The 16,455-nt window shown below is 63.5% G+C and carries 14 protein-coding genes; 10 read left to right on the top strand and 4 right to left on the bottom strand.

Translation table 11 applies throughout. The features are described from left to right. Position 1 precedes the first annotated feature (1 nt). Both KZJ38_RS26040 and KZJ38_RS26035 read right to left on the bottom strand, forming a co-directional pair. Positions 2-2,008 (bottom strand): D-apionate lactonase family protein, encoded by a 2,007-nt coding sequence (locus KZJ38_RS26040; RefSeq protein WP_219802724.1) that lies wholly within the window; start codon positions 2,006-2,008, stop codon positions 2-4. Positions 2,009-2,034: 26 nt separating this feature from the next. After that, positions 2,035-3,345 carry an MFS transporter gene (locus KZJ38_RS26035; RefSeq protein WP_246642013.1) on the bottom strand — a complete coding sequence of 437 codons (1,311 nt, stop codon included), beginning with the start codon at positions 3,343-3,345 and terminating at the stop codon, positions 2,035-2,037. 223 nt (positions 3,346-3,568) lie between these two features. Between KZJ38_RS26035 and KZJ38_RS26030 the strand changes: the two genes are divergently transcribed. The 5 genes from KZJ38_RS26030 to otnI all read left to right on the top strand — a co-directional run bounded on the left by KZJ38_RS26030 (position 3,569) and on the right by otnI (position 8,398). Beyond that, positions 3,569-4,444 (top strand): FadR/GntR family transcriptional regulator, encoded by an 876-nt coding sequence (locus KZJ38_RS26030; RefSeq protein WP_219802722.1) that lies wholly within the window; start codon positions 3,569-3,571, stop codon positions 4,442-4,444. Positions 4,445-4,619: 175 nt separating this feature from the next. Continuing rightward, the gene (gene denD, locus KZJ38_RS26025; protein WP_219802720.1) at positions 4,620-5,594 is read left to right on the top strand and encodes a D-erythronate dehydrogenase; all 975 of its coding nucleotides are present in this window, start codon (positions 4,620-4,622) and stop codon (positions 5,592-5,594) included. Positions 5,595-5,604: 10 nt separating this feature from the next. Further along, entirely contained in the window at positions 5,605-6,900 is a 1,296-nt protein-coding gene (gene otnK, locus KZJ38_RS26020; protein ID WP_219802719.1) for a 3-oxo-tetronate kinase, read from the top strand. After that, a complete protein-coding gene (gene otnC, locus KZJ38_RS26015) occupies positions 6,897-7,559 on the top strand; it encodes a 3-oxo-tetronate 4-phosphate decarboxylase (protein ID WP_219802717.1) in 663 nt (220 codons plus the stop codon). The genes otnK and otnC overlap by 4 nt, the downstream gene beginning before the upstream one ends. 56 nt (positions 7,560-7,615) lie before the next feature. Further along, positions 7,616-8,398 (top strand): 2-oxo-tetronate isomerase, encoded by a 783-nt coding sequence (gene otnI / locus KZJ38_RS26010; protein ID WP_219802715.1) that lies wholly within the window; start codon positions 7,616-7,618, stop codon positions 8,396-8,398. A gap of 67 nt (positions 8,399-8,465) precedes the next feature. Here otnI and KZJ38_RS26005 read toward each other — a convergent pair whose 3' ends face one another. Continuing rightward, on the bottom strand, positions 8,466-9,293 hold the full coding sequence (locus KZJ38_RS26005) for a FadR/GntR family transcriptional regulator (RefSeq protein WP_219802714.1): 828 nt from the start codon (positions 9,291-9,293) through the stop codon (positions 8,466-8,468). A 245-nt stretch (positions 9,294-9,538) separates the two neighbouring features. On the opposite strand from KZJ38_RS26005, the gene KZJ38_RS26000 reads away from it, so the two are divergent. The 5 genes from KZJ38_RS26000 (at position 9,539) to KZJ38_RS25980 (ending at position 15,254) form a co-directional block, all read left to right on the top strand. Continuing rightward, positions 9,539-10,420: a branched-chain amino acid ABC transporter permease gene (locus KZJ38_RS26000; protein ID WP_219802712.1), complete on the top strand. Its 882-nt coding sequence runs from the start codon at positions 9,539-9,541 to the stop codon at positions 10,418-10,420. Beyond that, a complete protein-coding gene (locus tag KZJ38_RS25995) occupies positions 10,417-12,210 on the top strand; it encodes a branched-chain amino acid ABC transporter ATP-binding protein/permease (RefSeq protein WP_219802710.1) in 1,794 nt (597 codons plus the stop codon). Before KZJ38_RS26000 ends, KZJ38_RS25995 begins: the two co-directional genes overlap by 4 nt. Beyond that, entirely contained in the window at positions 12,203-12,940 is a 738-nt protein-coding gene (locus KZJ38_RS25990; protein ID WP_219803630.1) for an ABC transporter ATP-binding protein, read from the top strand. The genes KZJ38_RS25995 and KZJ38_RS25990 overlap by 8 nt, the downstream gene beginning before the upstream one ends. Positions 12,941-13,053: 113 nt before the next feature. Continuing rightward, positions 13,054-13,986 carry a 3-hydroxyacyl-CoA dehydrogenase gene (locus KZJ38_RS25985; protein WP_219802708.1) on the top strand — a complete coding sequence of 311 codons (933 nt, stop codon included), beginning with the start codon at positions 13,054-13,056 and terminating at the stop codon, positions 13,984-13,986. A gap of 116 nt (positions 13,987-14,102) precedes the next feature. Next, positions 14,103-15,254, top strand: a complete 1,152-nt coding sequence (locus KZJ38_RS25980) for an ABC transporter substrate-binding protein (protein ID WP_219802706.1) — start codon at positions 14,103-14,105, stop codon at positions 15,252-15,254. Positions 15,255-15,394: 140 nt separating this feature from the next. On the opposite strand, the gene KZJ38_RS25975 is transcribed toward KZJ38_RS25980, so the two are convergent. After that, positions 15,395-16,216: an enoyl-CoA hydratase/isomerase family protein gene (locus KZJ38_RS25975; protein WP_219802704.1), complete on the bottom strand. Its 822-nt coding sequence runs from the start codon at positions 16,214-16,216 to the stop codon at positions 15,395-15,397. Positions 16,217-16,455 lie beyond the last annotated feature (239 nt).

Raw genomic sequence — 16,455 nt, 5'->3', positions numbered from 1 at the left:
GTCAGGGCATTGACGCGAGTAAGCGGATCTCAGCGGTTTCGTAGGGTTCCAGCTTGAACGTGCCGGCTGTCAACGGCACGTGCCGCGGTGGTGCATTGGCGAAATCGACTCCGGGCAGCCAGCGCGCGATCGTCGCGCCCTTGGCGGTAGCGTTGGGCGCTGCGTTGGCCGCAGTGTTGGCGGTAGTGCCGGCCGTGCCGCCAACATCGAGTTCGACACGGTTCGTTTGCGCGGAAAGATTGGCAATCCATAGCGTCGTGGACGCATCCTGCTTCGCCGCGAAGGCGGCAAGCGGTAAGCGTCCTGGGTCGACCGTAAGGTTCGCCCTATACGCACCCCGCGCCTGCGCAAGCGATGCGAGCAACCGGAACAGCGGTGTCGGCTTTCCGCTATCGAACAGGCCGCGCGGACCGGTCAGTTCAGAAAGCGCGATATGCGTCGCACCGCCCGCGGCAAACGCGGCGAAATAACCGAGGTTCCAGGCAGCACCGTACAACGCTCGCTGCCGCGGATCGTTATCGGTCAGGCAGATCCGCTTCGCGCCGTGGCCGGTTTCGTTCGGCAGCGTCGCCGCGCCATACGGGTTATCGCGCGAGGCAATCGTGCAAGGCCCGACCCGGTAAGGCGTGTTACCCGCGAGCGCGGTGGCGCTGTTCGCGATGAACGGCAGCGTCGCGAGCGTTTCCATCACGGAACGGTCGTCGGCCGCGTGCACGATCGGGCATGTCGTAAATGTCGCGTAGTCGAGCTTGTCGAACGGCGGCCGCTTGCGATTGAGTTCGGTGAAATAGGCAAATGTGCCGCCGCCGAGCGGCGTGCCGGGAAACGCCGCACGCGCGGCCGCGAATATGTCGTCGAACGATGGGCACGGCGGCCATGGGCTGCCCGGCAGCACCGCTTTCAGGTCCGGCGCGGGCGAGACCTGCAGCGCGATCGGCGACGAACGTCCGCTTGCGGCGGCGGCCACGTGGCGCAGTTCATCGGCCGGATGACCGTCGCCGGTCAACACGACTTCGAGCACGTACGGCACGTGCGCTGTATCGGCCAGTTGCGCAAAGCGCGGTACCGCAGTGGCCGGGGCGTCGTGACGCAAGTCGAGATGCGCGATGAAGTACGCGGGATTCAACGCATGCAGCTCGGCCGCATGCTGCAGCGCCGTATCGAGATCTTCAGCGCGCACGCCGATACCGAGCTGCGGCACGGCGCGTTGCTCGCGGGCATCGGCGTCGAGCCTGATGCGCGCTGGCGCGGTTGCTGTATCAGGCGTGGCGCCCGCTACAGGGCGATTGGCATCAGCGGGCCGCGCCGCTTGCACGGTCACCTTCACCGACTGTGCAAGCGTCGACCCTTTCGCGAGCGTGTAAGGCCACGGCAGCGCGAGCGGCCGCACATACGTCTTGAACGACGCATCGGACCAGTTGCGCTGATCCTCCATCTCGAACGTGTCGCCTTCCATCCGCACTTCGACGCTCAAGGCGTCGCTATGCTGCGTCGTCAGCGCGCGGATGTCGCGAAACGGCTGGAACGGATCGATTTTTTCCGGAAAATGCGTCGACGTACACTGGCCATCGACGGTCTCGACCACCACCGGTCTGCCCGACACATCGAGCGGATGTAGCACGACAAAGCCGGTGCGGTTGGTCAACAAGTCGCCCGCAAGCGTCGCACTGGCGTTGAATTCGAGCTGGCCGTTCGCGCGGCCGACAATCGACGCGCTAAGCTGCAACTCGGTGCCGCCCGGCCCGCAGGTGCCGCGAAACCGCACCTCGAACGCATCGTCGCGCTGCTCGATCTGAACATCCTCGAGCTTCAGCGCATGCGTTCCCCAGTTCTCATCGCGCGCCAGGAACGAAATCGCGCGGATGACTTCCACTTCCCCGTAGCAAACGTAACGCAGGCCGCCGCCATCGAATTCGACGGCTAGCGGCCCGGCTGCAAGACGTACCGGCTCCGATTCGGTTTGCGCCGTACCGGTGAGTGCAACTGCGAGTGCTTCGACTGTTTGCATTGCTCCCTCCTCGGCGCGCCGGATGTCTAACGGTTGACCACCTTGCCCGGCACGATAAACGTCAACAGTGTGCCGACGAATAGCGCCCCTGCCATCGCGTACAAACCCAGGTTGGTGCTATGCGTGGTGTCCTTGATAAAGCCGATCAGATACGGGCTCACGAATCCCGCCAGATTGCCGCACGAATTGATCAGCGCAATGCCGGCGGCCGCGGCCGAGCCGCCGAGGAACGCCGTCGGCAGGCTCCAGAACATCGGCAGCGTGCTCAGGCCGCCCATCGCCGCGAGTGTGAGACCGATCATTGCGAGCACGGGCTGCGAGCCGAACGCCGCGGACATAATGAGGCCGACGCCGCCGAGCACCGCCGTAAATGCAAGGTGCCAGCGCCGTTCGCGGCGGCGGTCGGCGCTGCGCGATACGAGCATCATCGTCACCGCGGCGGCGCCGTAAGGAATCGCGGTCAGCAGGCCGATTTGCAGCGGGTCTTTGACGCCGGTCGACGAGATCAATGTAGGCAGCCAGAAGCCGACCGTATAGAAGCCGCAAATCAGGCAGAAATAGATCGCGGTAAGCAGCCACACGCGCCCGTTCCTGAACACTTCGAGTACCGAATGATCGGCCTTGTGCGCCGAATCTTCGCGAATGTTCATCGCGAGCAGCGCGCGTTCCTCGGCGGTCAGCCATTTCGCTTTCGTAATGCCATCGGTCAGCACGAAAAACGCTGCAATACCGGCTGCGATCGACGGCAAGCCTTCGATGAAAAACAGCCACTGCCAGCCTGCGAAGTTCATCACGCCGGTGAACGCATGCAGCACGTAACCGGACAGCGGCCCGCCGATCAGACCGGACAGCGGCACCGCGGCGGCGAACGCCGCGAACATCTTGCCGCGCCGATGCGACGGGTACCAGTACGACAGGTAAAGAATGACGCCCGGGTAAAAGCCCGCTTCGGCAAGACCGAGCAGAAAGCGCATTACGTAAAACGCGGTCGGCGTGCTGACGAACGCCATGGCCGACGAAATCACGCCCCATGTGATCATGATGCGCGCCATCCACAGGCGCGCGCCGACGCGATGGAGAATAATGTTGCTGGGAATTTCGACGAGGAAGTACGCGATAAAGAAGATGCCGGCGCCAAGGCCGTACACCGTGTCGGAAAAGTGCAGGTCCGACGACATCTGCAGCTTCGCGAAGCCGACGTTCACACGGTCAAGATAGGCGACCAGATAGCAGAACATCAGGAACGGCACGATGCGCCAGGTGACTTTTGCGTAGGTGCGCGCTTCAAATGCCTGCGCGTCGACGCGTGTTACGACTTCTACCGACTCGGTTTGCACCGGTTTGTCTCCTTACTTACGGCGGCACTGCCTGACCGCTTCATTTCAGAACGCTATCGGCCCAGAAGCCTTGCGGGCTCGGATACCGAATTTGTATGATAACCATATGTGTTATCTATGCGGTTCCGATCATAGGTAGAAAGTGGTACCGTGTCAACGCATCGCCTATAAAGACAACTGAACGTCTCCACGGTCTTTCGCGCAGCCTTCTGTGAAATACGACATGGCCACTTCCACCACTACGCCCCGCTCTTCCGCCACCTTCGACGCGCCCGTCATCACGAATGTCGGCACGCTTGCCGACCGCGTCACGGCTGTGCTGCTCGAAAAGATCAAGGGCGGCGAATTTCCGGTCGGAACGCGGCTGCCGACCGAACAGGTGATCTCCGAGCGCTTCGGCGTGAGCCGCACCGTCGTGCGCGAGGCGATCTCGCGATTGAAGTCCGACGGGCTCGTCGAAGTGCGTCAGGGCAGCGGCACCGTCGTGCGCGAGCCGAACCGCACCACCGCCTTCCGGCTCGATATCGATCCGAAAGATTCGGTCGACGCCGTGCTGCGTGTGACCGAACTGCGCCGCGGCATCGAAGCCGAAGCGGCCGCGCTCGCCGCACAGCGCCGCACACGCGCGCAGCTGGCCGACATCAAGCGCGCGCTGGCCGCCATTGATGCGGCCGCGAAGGAAAAGCGCGACGGCGTCGACGAAGACCTCGCATTCCATATGGCGATTTCGCGCGCGACCGGCAATCCGCTTTACCCGTCGCTGCTTGAATTCATCAGCCAGTTCACGCATGCCGCGATCCTTGTGACGCGCACCAACGAAGCGCGCCGCGACGATTTCTCGACCCAGGTGCGCAATGAACACCGCGCGATCTTCGACGCGATTTCCGCGCAGGACGTAGAGGCCGCGCGCCAGGCCGCGATCACGCATATCGACAACGCCGGCGCGCGAATTCAGGAAGCAGACTCGGCGTTCTGGGAAGACGTCGGCAGCGCGGCGGCGCGGCCCTTGATCAACGAGGAAAAGAAAGCGGCAAAACGGGGAACACCCGGCGGATCCGCCGCTGCCGGCAAAAGCACTCGCAGCAACTCACGCAGCTAAAAAATCACCGCACGCGCCGGCGCAATCCGGCACCAACGCCGCACAAAGACGCGCCACGAAGTTTGCCACGCCCGCCGTCCTAAGATAACATCATCATACAACTTTGGCATGGACCCAGCGGCGAACCTCGATCCTTCGCCGTGCGCAATCTCGCGCAACCTGTATGGAGACGAACATGAAAGTGCTGGTAACGGGTGCGGCAGGCTTCCTCGGCCGCCGTCTGATTAGCGCATTGCTTGCGCGCGGCGAACTGACCGGCCCGGCCGGCAAACCGGTCGCCATCGAGCGCATCGATGCGTTCGACGTGGTGCCGCTCGAAGGCATCGACGACCCGCGCGTGCATCCGGTTACCGGCGATATCGCCGATCCGGCACAAATCGAAAAGCTCGTCGACGCGAACACGCACGCCGTATTTCACCTTGCCGCGATCGTATCGGGCCAGGCCGAGCAGGAGTTCGAGCTCGGCATGCGCATCAACTTCGACGCGACGCGCACGCTGTTCGAACGCATTCGCGCGCTCGGCACACAGGCGCGCTTCGTCATGACGAGTTCGGTCGCCGTGTTCGGCGGCGCCATGCCGGCCACCGTGCCGGACTCGCAGGTGTGGTCGCCGCAAAGCTCGTACGGCACGCAAAAGGCGCTGTCCGACCTGATGCTGGCCGACTATAGCCGGCGCGGCTATATCGACGGCCGCAGCCTGCGCATGCCGACCATCGTCGTGCGGCCGGGCAAGCCGAACCGCGCGGCGTCGAGCTTCGCCAGCGGCATCATTCGCGAGCCGATCAACGGTGTCGACGCGGTGTGCCCGGTCGCGCCGGAAACCATTCTCTGGCTGATGTCGCCCGATCGCGCGATCGAGAACCTGCTGCACGGCTTCGAACTGCCGAAGGAAAAGCTTACGCAAGGGCGCGTGATCAACATGCCTGGCCTGTCCGTATCGGTGCGAGACATGCTTGCCTCGCTGCAGCGCATTGCCGGCGATGAAGTGGCAAAGCGCGTGAAAATGGAACGCGACCCGGCCATCGAGCGCATCGTCAATTCGTGGCCGGGCAATTTCTCGGCCGACTACGCGCGCTCGCTCGGCTTTGTATTCGACGCGGATTTCGACGGCGTCGTGCGTGCTTTCATTCGCGATAACGCGGCAAAATAGGCCCTCCGTCATGACTTCCTCCCCTGCCCTGCTCGGCTGCATCGCCGACGACTTCACGGGCGCAACCGACCTCGCGAACATGCTCGTGCGCGGCGGCATGCGCACCGTCCAAACGATCGGCGTGCCGAGCGGCCCGCTCGATACGCCCGCCGAAGCGATCGTAGTCGCGCTGAAATCGCGCACCGCGCCGCGCGAACAGGCCGTCGCCGAATCGCTGGCCGCGCTCGAGTGGCTGCAAAAGCTCGGCTGCAAGCAGTTTTACTTCAAGTATTGCTCGACCTTCGATTCGACCGACGCCGGCAATATCGGCCCCGTTGCCGATGCGTTGATGAAAGCGCTGAACGCGCCGTTCGCGATTGCATGCCCGGCGTTTCCGGAGAACGGCCGCACTGTCTATCGCGGCAATCTGTTTGTGGGCGACCTGCTGCTCAACGAATCGGGCATGCAGAACCATCCGCTCACGCCGATGACCGACGCGAACCTCGTGCGCGTGCTGCAGCGGCAAACTCAGACCAAAGTCGGCCTGCTGCGCTACGACACCGTGCAACGCGGCGCGGCGGCGGTCAACGAAGCGCGCGCCGCCTTGCAGCGCGACGGCGCCGCGCTCGCGATTGCCGATGCGATCTCCGACGAAGACCTCTACACGCTCGGCGAAGCATGCGCGAACGATCTGCTGCTGACCGGCGGCTCCGGTCTCGCGCTCGGCCTGCCGCGCAACTTCGAGCGCGCAGGGCTGTTGCCGGCCGCGAAGAATAGCGAAAACGTGCCGGGCGTAAAAGGCCTGTCCGCCGTGCTATCGGGCAGCTGCTCGCGCGCGACGCAAGCGCAAGTCGCGCACTGGCGCGACAGCGGGCGCCCCGCGTTCCGCGTCGATCCGCTTGCGCTTGCGCGCGGCGATAAAGTCGTCGAAGAAGCGATGGCATTCGTGGAGCCGCTGCTCGCGAAAGGCCCGGTGCTGGTGTACGCAACGAGTGCGCCGGAAGAAGTCAGCGCCGTGCAGAAGCAGCTCGGCACGGCCGCATCGGGCGAGCTCGTCGAGCAGGCGCTTGCAGCAATCGCCCAACGCATGCATCAAGCAGGCGTGCGCCGCTTCGTCGTCGCAGGCGGCGAAACCTCGGGCGCCGTGGTCAACGCACTCGACGTCAAAGCCCTGCAAATTGGGCCTCAAATCGATCCGGGCGTGCCCGCCACGGTATCGATCGGCGCGACGCCGCTCGCACTCGCATTGAAGTCCGGCAACTTCGGCACCGTCGATTTCTTCAGCAAGACGCTTGGCCTGTTCGACACGCTGGGAGCGCAGCAATGAGCACGACCGTGACTTCGGCTGCGGCAGCCGAAAGCCGCGCGCGCGAAGAGATCGCGCGCATCGGCGCCGATCTGTATTCGCGCCGCTATACGGTCGGCTCCGCGGGCAATATCAGCGCGCGGCTCGAAGACGGCTGGCTCATCACGCCGACCGACGCATGCCTCGGCCATCTCGATCCGGCGAAGATCGCGAAGGTCGGCCGCGACGGCGAATGGGTCAGCGGCGACAAGCCGTCGAAAACGCTCGCGCTGCACCGCGGCGTCTACGACACGAACCCCGATATGCACGGCGTCGTGCACACGCATTCGACGAATCTCGTCGCGCTCACCCTTGCCGGCGTCTGGAAGCCGGACGACGTGCTGCCGCCGATCACGCCGTACTACGTGATGAAAGTCGGCCACATTCCGCTGATTCCTTATTGCCGCCCCGGCGACCCGAGTGTCGCCGAGCGCGTGCGCGCGCTTGCGAACGACGTGCGCGGCGTGCTGCTCGAACGGCTCGGCCCTGTCGTATGGGGCGCAAGCGTATCGCAAGCGGCATGGGCGCTCGAAGAGCTCGAGGAAACCGCGCAGCTGTGGCTGATGACCGAACCGCGCCCCGAGCCGCTCACCGAAGCGCAAATCGACGACCTGCGCACCACGTTCAACGCGCGCTGGTAAGATGCCGCGCGCGCTGTGCGCGCCGCTCAACACATCCCCAACCTAGAGACGACACCATGCCCCGCTTTGCCGCCAACCTGACGATGATGTACCGCGAGCACGCGTTCCTCGACCGTTTCGGCGCGGCCGCGGCAGACGGTTTTAAAGCTGTCGAGTATCTGTTTCCGTACGACTATCCGGCCGCGGACCTCGCGGCGCTGCTGAAGAAGCACAACCTCGAGCAGGCCTTGTTCAACGCGCCGCCCGGCGACTGGGCGAACGGCGAGCGCGGCATTGCCGCGCTGCCGGGCCGCGAGGACGAATTCAAGCTCAGCGTCGACACCGCGCTGCAATACGCGAGCGTGCTCGGCAACCGCAAGCTGCACTTCATGGCCGGGCTCGTCGCCGCCGATGCGGACCGCGCGCGCCATCGCGACGTCTACGTGCGCAACATCGCGTATGCGGCGGCGCAGGCGGCACAGCATGGCTTGACGGTGGTGATCGAGCCGATCAACACGCGCGATATGCCCGGCTATTTCCTGAATCTGCAGGGCGACGCGAAGAAGATTTGCGATGAAACCGGCGCGGCAAATCTGAAGGTGCAGTTCGACCTGTACCACTGCCAGATCATGGAAGGCGATCTCGCGGTCAAGCTCAAGCAGATGATGAAAAACGATATCGGCCACCTGCAGATTGCGGGCGTGCCGGACCGTCATGAGCCGGACCTTGGTGAAGTGAACTACCCGTACCTGTTCGATCTGATCGACGAACTCGGCTACGACGGGTGGATCGGCTGCGAATACATTCCGAAGGGCGCGACATCGGCCGGCCTCGGCTGGGCGAAGAAGTGGCTCGGCTAAAGTAACCGCAGCCGCATACGTAGCCGCATACGCAGTTGCCGCAGTTGCACGTGCGGCTGTGGCGATATCAAACGCCGAAGTCCTTCACCAGATCGCGCGCGAGCTTGCCGCCGCTGCCCGCCCAGAAGTCGCGGTCCGCGAGCCGCACGCGCTCCGCGACACACAGCATGTGATCGCCGGCCGCGATGCGCGCCTCGTCGGGCTCGCCCGCGACGATCGCCGCGACGATCCGCTCGTGCTCTTCCTTCACCTGGCTCACGAAGTCCTCGCGGCGCGCCTCGTTGGCGCGCGTGACCTTCACCGCCAGCCGGATTTGCTGCGCGAACATCTCGACGAAGCGCACCCAATACGGGTTGCCCGTCGCCTCCGCGATGCGCAGATGAAACTGCACATCTTCCTCGACACCATCGCCGCCCGCGCGCATCGCATCTTCGACGCGCCGCAGCGCATGCTCGATCTCCGCGAGTTGCCCCGGCGTGCGCCGCACGGCCGCGAGCGACGCGATCTCCGCTTCGAGCCCGCGCCGTACCTCCGTCAGATTCAACAGTGACTGCACCGACTGCTCGGTCAGCGGATCGCCCTTGGCCGCGTGCGGAAACGCGGTCTGGCTGATAAACGCGCCGCTGCCCTTGCGCGTGGTCAACAAGCCGTCAGCCTTCAGCAGCGCGATCGCTTCGCGCATCACCGTGCGGCTCACACCGAAGTGCTGCGCCATCGCATGTTCGGAAGGCAGCCGTGTGCCCGGCGCCAGACCGTCGCCGCGAATTTTCGACAACAGCTTTTCGGCGACGCGTTCGCCCAGCGTGCCCGCATCGAATGACCCAACTGAGGACGCACCCGAGGAGCCACCCGCTTCGTCTGTCTCGGCCGCAACGCGTGGGGTCGCCGGGCTCATTTTTGCCTTCCTTTCGAAGTCTTTGACCATGCGGTCATTGTACGCAAATCCGATTTCTGTTGACAGCCTAGGAACAGCTTTATACCATCCGCATACAGATTTTATACATGTAATCGTTTAAGTCCATCACCCGGGGAGACACGGTTTGCGGCCCGCACACGGTCGAAAACCGGACGTGACGTCGGCAGCGCAGCGCGATTCTGGCTGCAATTCGGGCCGCGCCGCCCAAGAGAGGAGAGAAGCGGATGAGCTTCGTGGTCAACAACGTCCAGGTGCTGTTCGCCGGACTCGCGCTGGGTTCGATCTATGCATTGGTCGCGCTCGGCTTCGTGCTGATCGTCAGAGCCACCAACGTCGTCAATTTCGCGCAAGGCGACTTTGCGATGCTCGGCGGTTTCGCGATGGTCGCGTTTCTGAGCAGCGGCCTGCCCTACTGGCTCGCGTTCGTGCTGGCGCTCGTCGTGCTCGGCATTTTCGGCGTCATCTTCGCGCTCGGCGTGTACTACCCGCTGCGGCATCGCTCGTTTCTGCCCGTGATTATCAGCACGCTCGGCGCGTCGATCTTCATGCAGAACGCCGCGCTCTATATCTTCGGTCCGCAGCCGCGCGCGATGAAGCGCCTGTTCGACACGCCCGGCATCGACGTCGGCGGCGTGTTTATGGATACGCAATATCTCGCCATTCTCGGCTTCACGGCGATTGCCGTGACCTTCCAGTACCTGCTGTTCGAACGCACGATGCTCGGCAAGAAACTGCAGGCCACGTCGCAGGACAAGGACATGGCGCGCCTGGTCGGCATCCCGGTCGCCGCGATGATCGCGTTCACGTTCTTCTATAGCGCGGTGCTCGGCGGTCTTGCCGGTGCGCTCGTGTCGCCGATCCTGTTCGTGTCGATCGGCATGGGTTCGATCATCGCGTTGAAAGCGTTCGCGGCGGCGATTATCGGCGGCTTCGGCGATATCACGGGCGCGATTATCGGCGGCCTGCTGCTGGGCGTGGTCGAGAGCTTCGGCGCGCAGTACATCTCGGTCGCCTATAAGGACGCCTTCGCGTTCCTGCTGCTGTTCCTGTTCCTGATGCTGCGTCCGCAAGGCATCTTCGGCGAAAAGATTTCGGAGAAAGCATGAGCCAGGCACCTGCCTCCACCGGACCGGCGCCGGGCACGCGCGCCGCACGGTTTTCGTTTAGCGGCGTGGCGGCGATTGTCGTCGCAATTGCGCTCGCCCTCGTGCCGTTCGTTTTTCCGCTCACGCCGTATGTGCTGAACATCTTCATGCAGGCGGCGACGTATGCGATCGCCGTGCTAGGCATGACCGTCGTGCTCGGCTACACCGGGCAGATCAATCTCGCGCAGGCGACGTTCTTCGGTCTCGGCGCCTATGCAGTCGGTCTCGGCACCGTCGTGCTGGGCCTGAACTTCTGGATCACGCTGCTGCTCGGCATCGGGCTCGCGACCATCGCCGGCTTGTTCCTCGGCCTCACCACCCTGCGTCTCGGCGGCCACTATCTCGCGATGATCACGATCAGCTTCCAGCAGATCTTCGATCTCGTGATGGTGAACTGGGCCAGTGTCACGCAAGGGCCGGACGGCGTCGCGGGCATCCAGCGTCCGTCGATTTTCGGCTTCCTGTTCGCCGACGACCGCTTCTACGTCGTGCTGTGCCTCGTGTTTCTGTACGCGGCCGTCGCGCTGGTCTGGTGGCTGCCGCATACGCGCATCGGCCGCGCGATGCGCGCCGTGCGCGAAAACGAGCTCGCCGCGGAAGTCACCGGCGTCGACACGCTGCGCGTGAAAGTCACCGCGTTCACGATGAGCGCGGCGCTCGCCGGGGTCGGCGGCGCATTCTACGCGGCAGGCTTCGCGTACATCAGCCCCGACAACTTCAACTTCGCGCGCTCGATCGAATTCCTGACGATGACACTGCTGGGCGGCGCCGACTCCGCATTCGGCGGCGTGTTCGGCACGGGCCTGCTGATCGTGCTGCCCGAATGGCTGCGCTTCCTGAAGGACATCTACCTTGCCGTGTACGGCCTCGCTGTGATCCTGATCATGGTGTTTCTGCCGGCCGGTATCTGGGGCATCGTGCGCGGCCGCTTCGATCGCTTCAAAAAAGCACCGAAAGTGGACCTCGATAGCATCAAGCCGCTTGAACTCGATGTGTCGATCGCGAACCCGGCGCCGATTCTGCGGCTCGAAAACGTCGCGAAGCATTTCGGCGGCGTGAAGGCGGTGGATGGTATTTCGATCGAGGTGGCGCGCGGCACCGTGCACACGCTGATCGGCCCGAACGGCTCCGGCAAGACGACCACGCTCAACGTGCTGAACGGCATCTACAAGGCGACGAGCGGCCGCATCCTGTTCGACGACGTCGATATCACCGCGATGTCGCCGCACCAGCGCGCGGGCTTCGGCATCGGCCGTACCTTCCAGAACATTCGCCTGTTCGCGTCGATGTCGGTGATCGAGAACGTGATGGTCGGCGCGCAGCGCGCGAACAATCCGATCGGCACGAGCCACGCCGCGCTAACCGAGCGCGCGATGTCGGCGCTGAAATTCGTCGGCATGGCTGAACAGATGCATATGACGGTGAAGAACCTGCCGTACGGACATCAGCGCCTCGTGGAAATCGCACGCGCACTGGCCGGTCATCCGAGCTTCCTGCTGCTCGACGAACCGGCCGCCGGTTTGAACCTGACCGAAAAGAAGAACCTCGGCGAACTGCTGAAACGCCTGAAAGGCCACGGCATGACGATCTTCCTGATCGAACACGACATCAGCCTGATCGAGCAGGTGTCCGACACGATCACGGTGCTGAACTTCGGCAAGAAGATCGCGGAAGGCGAGCCCGGTTACGTGATGCGCCATCCGGACGTGGTTGCTGCCTATCTCGGGGAGAACGCGCATGCCGCTGCTTGAACTGTCGAATATCGAAAGCCACTACGGCCACGTGCAGGCCTTGAACGACGTGTCGCTGCACGTCGAGCAGGGCGAGATCGTCACGCTGCTCGGCGCGAACGGCGCGGGCAAGACCACGACGCTGCGCAATATCTCGGGCCTCGTGCCAGCCACGCGCGGACAGATCCGCTTTAACGGCGTATCGATCGAGCGCGCGTCGCCGGAAAAGATCGTGAAGATGGGCATCGCGCATGTGCCCGAAGGGCGCCGTATTTTTCCGGGGCTCACGGTCAAGGAAAACATCATGATCGGCTCGTCGCCGCGCGGCCATGTGCCGAAGCGCGCACTCGAGTCGGAAGTCGAAGAGATGTACGCGATTTTCCCGGACCTCAAGCGCCTGTCGAACGCGCTCGGCTGGAGCCTCTCGGGCGGCCAGCAGCAGATGCTCGCGGTTGCGCGCGGCCTGATGTCGAAGCCGAAGCTGATCCTGCTCGACGAGCCCTCGCTCGGCCTCGCGCCGATCATCGTGCAGCAGCTGTTCGCGACGATCCGCACGATTCGCGAGCGCGGCACGACCGTGCTACTCGTCGAACAGAACGCGAATATGGCGCTGTCGGTGGCCGATCGCGGCTATGTGCTGTCGACGGGACGCGTGATCGTCGAAGGCACGCCCAGCGCGCTGCTCAACAACGAGGAAGTGCGCGCGGCTTATCTCGGCGGCGGCAAGACGCCCGCGCCGGCGGCCGGCTGACCTTTTCTTACGCAGCGTCGCGAGCGGCCATGGTGAAAACCACCACCGCCGCTGGTGACGCTTCGCATACACGCTTATTCGTTCCGTTTGCGGGACACACAGGAGAGTCGAAGATGGAAAAAATCGCAATCATCGGCGCCGGGTTGATCGGTTGTGCATGGGCGTCGGTGTTCGCGCGCGCTGGTCATTCGGTCACGCTGTTCGACATCGATGCGAAAGCCGTCGAAACCGCGCGCGACACGGTCAAAGCCGGTCTCGTCAAACAGCGCGCCGTCGGCCTGATTACGGAAGAGCCGGACGTGGTAATCGCGCGCGTCAGCGCGACGGCTTCGCTTGAAGAAGCGCTGCGCGGCGCGGATTTCGTGCAGGAAAACGTGCGCGAAACGGTCGACGCGAAGAAAGAGGTTTACGCGAAGCTCGACAAGCTGATCGGCCCGAACACGTTGATCGCGAGCTCGACGTCGGGCATTCCGGCTTCCGCGTTTACCGAAGAACTCGCGTGCCGTGCGCGTTGCTTCGTCGGTCACCCGATCAATCCGCCTTCGGTCGTGCCGCTCGTCGAACTGGTGCCGGCGCCGTGGACCGATCCGGCCGTGATCGAGCGCGCCCGCACGCTCTATACGCGCGTGGGCCAGGTGCCGATCGTCGTGAACCGCGAAATTCAGGGCTTTATCGTGAACCGCCTGCAAGGCGCGCTGCTCGCCGAAGCGTTCCGTCTCGTTGAAGACGGCTATGTGAGCGGCGGCGATATCGACAAGGCTGTCAAGGATGGCCTTGGCCTGCGCTGGTCCTTTATGGGCCCGATGGAAACGATCGATCTGAACGCGCCAGGCGGCATTCGCGATTACTGCGGCCGCTACGGCCCGCTGTATTTCGACATCGCGACGCAGGCATCGCCGCGCAAATGGCACGACGCGCTGCTCGGCAAGCTCGAGCAGGAACGCCTCGCCGAACTGCCGGCCGACAAGCGCCCTGCACGTTCGGCATGGCGCGACGAGCGGCTGATGAACCTCGTCGTACACAAGCGCGGCGCGCCTAACGAGTGAACGTCCGAACGAATGAAGTTTGAAGTGGTGTCCGAAGTTTTGCGTCCTCAGTTGAGTCACCAGTTGCTTGACCATCACACCGGGCCATCGGGCCCGGAACCTACGGAGACACGTAAATGAAAAGAACATCGTCATGGCTGGCCGCGATCACGGCCACCACGGCCGCTGCCGCCTCTCTCGCACTTGCCACGTCGACCGCATTCGCCGCCGACCCGATCACCTTCGGCATGATGACCGAGAGCACGGGCCCGAGCTCGGAAGCCGGCATCTATCAGGCGAACGGTGCGAAGCTCGCCATCGATGAAATCAACAAGGCCGGCGGCGTGCTCGGCCGCCAGCTCGACGTGCGCAACGAAGATAACCAGAGCACGAATCCAGGCTCGGTGCTCGCAATCTCGAAGCTGACAAGCGCGGGCAATCTGTCCGCGCTGATCGCGACGGTGCGCAGCACGCAAATCCAGGCGATCTCGCCGACCGTGATGCGCGCGAAGCTGCCGATTCTGGTTGGCGGCACCGACGTCGGTCTCACGCACGCGAACAACCCGTGGATTTTCCGCGCGCGTCCGAATGACGGCTACTCGGCCAAGGTGATTGCCGACTACGGCGTGAACACGTTGAAGCTGAAGAAGTGGGCGATCGTGCACTCGACCGATGCATTCGGCAACGGCGGCAAGAACAACCTGACCGAAGCGCTGAAGGCAGCGGGTATCACGCCAGTGGACGTGCAAGGCTTCACGAGCAATTCGCAGGATTTCACGCCGATCGTGCTCGCGGTGAAGAACTCGGGCGCCGATATTGTCGCGACGTATATTGCGAATTCGACCGACGTCGCGATTTTCGGCAAGCAGTTGCGTCAGCTCGGCGTGAAGGCGGCATGGATCGGCTCGCCGTCGGTTTCGACCGCCACTGCGATGCAACTGGCCGGCGACGCGCTGTACGGTTCGTATTCGATCGCCGACTTCGCACCGGATTCAAGCCCCGAAGCGCAAGCCTATGCGCAGAAGTATCGCGCCGCGTACAAGGTTGAGCCGGACTTCTATTCGGCATGGGCCTACGACTCGGTGAAGCTGCTCGCGCTCGCCATCAAGAACGCCAACAGCACGAAGCCGGACGATATCGCGAAGGCGCTGCACGCGATCAAGGGCTATAAGGGCGTGGAAGGCACGTACACGTTCGATGGCAACGGCGACGGCCTGCACGGCTACAACATCGTGAAGAACGACAGCGGCAAGATCGTGTTCGTGAAACATATCGACTTCGCGCAATAAGGCGAAGCATCGCCGCATCGTTTTGTAGCTGTATTCGGTAGCGGTATTCGTTGCATGGAATGAAAGCCGCTGCGACCGATCTGGCCGCAGCGGCTTTTTTTACAGCCTGCCCCCTGCCTGCGCCGGTTACGGCGCGCGCTTCAGAGCTTCGTCAAATACTTCCCGAAATCCAGCTCGAGTTCGCTGCGCGTGCCCAAACCCTGCTGCATCAACGCAGCCGCAATGCGCTGCGTGCCGGGCCACGCAAACGCGCCTTTGAACGCCAGCGCCGATTCGTTCTGATGCTCCGCCGACGCAAGCGTTGTGCGATTGATGAGTTCCTTGCATGAGCGCAATGCATTGCGCTCGAACCGGGCGATACGTTGCGCGAACTGCTCGATGAACACGTCGAACTGCGCATCGGGTACGGCGCGATTGATCCAGCCGTAGCGTTCCGCGGTGGCAGCATCGAAATCGTCGGCGCCGAGCACGATTTCGAGCGCGCGTTTGCGGCCCACCGCGAGCGGCAGGCGTTCGAGCGCGCCGCCGCCCGGAATCAGGCCCGCGCCGACTTCTGGCTGACCGAATACCGCTTTCTCGAGACTCGCAAAGCAGAGATCGCATGCCAGCGCGAACTCGCTGCCCACGCCGCGCGCGCGGCCGCGCACCGCCGCGATGCTGAGCACCGGCACGCTGCCGAGCCGATGCGTAACGTCGATCCACGGGGCGTAGCCGCTCGGCCCCGGCTCACGCGACGCATCTTTGCCACGCGATATGTCGTAGTGCGCGATAAAGAAGTCCGGATCGGCGCTATCGAACACCACCACTTTCAGTGCTTCGTCCGTTTCCATTTGCACCAGCAGCGCCTGCAACTCCTTGATGGTGTCGGGATCGAGCATGTTGATAGGCGGATTGCTGAAGGTCACGCGCCAATACGCTTCGTTGCGCCTGTCGATCGAAAACTGCTTGCCGGGTTGAGTCATTGCGTGACATTCCTGTCGAAGATCGGAACAAGCTGATATTGCGCCCTCCATCAATAGTGATGTCAAACGCGACCGCGACGTAACGTGACTGAAAGCGATGCAAGCGTTCCGATCTGAAAATTGCAGGTGCTTTGTATGTAAAGTCGGGAATTTTTCCCGCGCGGCGCTACGCGAAATCACCTATAACGCTATTGATTTGCGCATGAAGTAAAAGAAGTCGAGTCAGCAGTTGCAGTCGC

It is taken from the genome of Paraburkholderia edwinii (assembly GCF_019428685.1).
GTDB lineage: Bacteria > Pseudomonadota > Gammaproteobacteria > Burkholderiales > Burkholderiaceae > Paraburkholderia > Paraburkholderia edwinii.
Note: the sequence above shows the minus strand (reverse complement) of the source record. Positions and strands in the feature narration are given on the sequence as shown.